3 protein-coding genes are annotated in these 2,672 nt (G+C 55.8%); all 3 read left to right on the forward strand.

Annotated features, from left to right (window positions below):
• Positions 1 to 575 (forward strand): TolC family protein (locus KKA81_17640; GenBank protein ID MBU2652754.1); only part of this gene is annotated, 575 nt, incomplete at its 5' end.
• A 16-nt stretch (positions 576 to 591) separates the two neighbouring features.
• Positions 592 to 2,139 carry an efflux RND transporter periplasmic adaptor subunit gene (locus tag KKA81_17645; protein MBU2652755.1) on the forward strand — a complete coding sequence of 516 codons (1,548 nt, stop codon included), beginning with the start codon at positions 592 to 594 and terminating at the stop codon, positions 2,137 to 2,139.
• 30 nt (positions 2,140 to 2,169) lie between these two features.
• On the forward strand, positions 2,170 to 2,672 hold a 503-nt coding region (locus KKA81_17650; protein MBU2652756.1), incomplete at its 3' end, for an efflux RND transporter permease subunit.

Consider the following 2,672-nt stretch of genomic DNA (forward strand, 5'->3'; position numbering starts at 1 on the left):
ATTATCACGAGATTGGATTGCAGCCTGCGAACCATTATGCAGCACTGGTAGAGTCTCATCCCGGCGTGCAGGCCCGGCGCTCTATGCAACAGGCGCTCTCCAAACAGGCGTCAGCTGCTCGCGCTTCGTTAATTCCGTCATTAAACCTCTACGGCGGTTATAAGAAGATCGAGCCGAATTACGACGGCTATGTCGCGGGGGTGTCACTGAGCCTGCCTTTGTTCAACCGCAATGGAGCCGAAGCCCGGAGATACGAAGCTGAAAGCAATATTGCGGCGCAGGATGCGACGCTCCATCGCAGCCAGGTGGCGGGAAAAGTCAAGGCTCTAACCGGATCGATCACCGAGTCGCAGAGCATGCTGGCCACTGTCGCAGATCATTTCGAGGAAGACCTCGAGGCGCTGAACAATCTGCTGTATTCGTATGAAGAAGGCTGGCTGACGCTTAGTGAATTGCTTAATGCCATTCAGATTGAAACAGCCGGTCTGGAGGACTACTACCACCAGTTGATCCGTTACTACGAGAACCTGTTCGAACTCGAGGCCCTGACGGGGGACTCATTGGTCAGGTTCTAAGATGAGGATATCAAGAATGAAAACACTACGATATGTGATACTACTCGCCCTGCTTAGCGCGGCCCTGGTTTATGCCGGTGGCGATCATGATCATAGCGAAGACGCCCACGAGCGCGCGGCAGAAACAAAAGCGGACGACACTGACGATGGTCACGCACACGAGGCTGATGAAGGGGAATCGAGAGCAGTCACACTCTGGACGGATAAGATGGAACTGTTCATGGAGTATCCTGTCCTGACGGCCAATAAACCCGGTCGCTTCATTATTCACCTGACTATACTCGACGGATTCCAACCCGTGCGCGATGGAACCGTGAAGCTATCGTTTGTCACACCGGACGGCCATTCGCATGATGTCGTCGAAACGAAGTTGCTCCGGGAGGGCATCTTCACTCCGACAGTTGAACTGCGCGATATCGGGAACTACGAGTTCGCCCTTGTCTACAACGGTCCAGGGGTGCGTGACTCGTTCAACATCTCCGGTTTCGCCGTCTACGCATCTGCTGACCAGGTTCCGCATTCGGAAGAAGTCGCAAGCAGTGAAGAGATCAGCTTTTTGAAGGAGCAGCAGTGGAAAATCCCGTTCGCAACTACCGAGGCTGAAACTCGTGAGGTCAAGCGCGCGGTATGGGCGATTGGCGATGTGCTTCCCAGTCCGAACGCATACGTAGAGATCGTCTCTCCAGTTGACGGTATCGTGCATGTCGGGGAGAGCGGCAGGCTGGCCCTTCCCGGATCGATAGTGAAGCGGGGCGCGTCCGTAGCAACCATCACCCCGCCGGTGCAGGGTCAGGGTTGGGCGTCATCCAGACTTGCGTATGAACAGGCAAAGCGTGACTATGAACGAGCCCAGCGACTCAAGGAGCGCCAGGCTATCTCGGAGCGTGAGTTTGAACAGACCCGAGACGATTACCTGGCCATGAAGGCCGGATTTGAGTCGGTTTCGGGCGGCGGAGAGAACGGCACACTTGAGCTCCATGCCCCCATCAGTGGCAAGATCATCGAGTGGCAGGTCAGCCCCGGACAACGTGTAAATGCCGGCGACAAGTTGATGGCGATAGTCGACCCGGCGACGGTTTGGCTGCGGGTCAATGTTTACGAGAACGACTTCCGCTCACTCGGCCAGCCGGTCGGAGCTTTTGTGAAGGCTGATGGCGCCGGCGGTGGCTGGGCCATATCCGACAGCGAAATGAAAGTGCTGACCACCGGTGGCGCGTTTGATCCAATCACTCGAACGGTTCCCGTTCTGCTGGAGGTGTCCAATCAAAGCGGCCGACTCAGAGTGCATGAGTCTACGCCGGTGGAATTGTATGCGTCCGATGGCATAAGTTCTACGGCTGTTCCAAAGTCTGCGCTCTATGAAGACGAAGGAATGGATGTGATCTTTGTGCAATCCGGAGGAGAATCCTTTGAAAAGAGAATAGTCCAGGTTGGCCCGCACCATAACGGTTGGGTCGCGATCACACATGGATTGGCTCCGGGGGAGCGAGTGGTTACTACCGGAGGCTATCAGGTCAAACTCGCTGCGAGCAGTGCCGAAATAGGTCATGGCCATGCCCATTAACATACAGACTGGCAGAAAGAGGGTGACTCTATGTTAGATAAACTGATGCAGGCCAGTCTGCGCAACCGGTTGATTGTTCTGTTTGCGGCGCTGGGCATACTTGTGCTCGGTGTCATCGTGACCATCAACATGCCGGTGGACGTTTTTCCCGATCTTACGGCCCCAACTGTAACGATTCTCACGGAATCGCACGGTATGGCGCCCGAGGAAGTCGAGAAGCTGGTGACGTTTCCTATTGAGACGGTCGTCAACGGGGCTTCGGGCGTCAGGCGCGTCCGCTCCAATTCCATACAGGGGCTCTCAACCGTCTGGGTCGAGTTCGACTGGGGAGTCGATATCTATATCGCTCGACAGATTGTGAACGAGAAGCTCCAGATCATGCGGAATACGCTGCCGGAAGGCGTCGATCAGCCGGTGCTTGCCCCGATCACTTCGATCATGGGTGAGATCATGCTCGTCGGCCTGACCGCCGACTCAACATCACCGATGGAGCTTCGAACGCTCGCCGACTTCACTGTGGCGCGACGTATCCA

The sequence above is a fragment of the Bacteroidota bacterium genome (assembly GCA_018831055.1).
Taxonomy (GTDB): Bacteria; Bacteroidota; Bacteroidia; order Bacteroidales; family B18-G4; genus M55B132.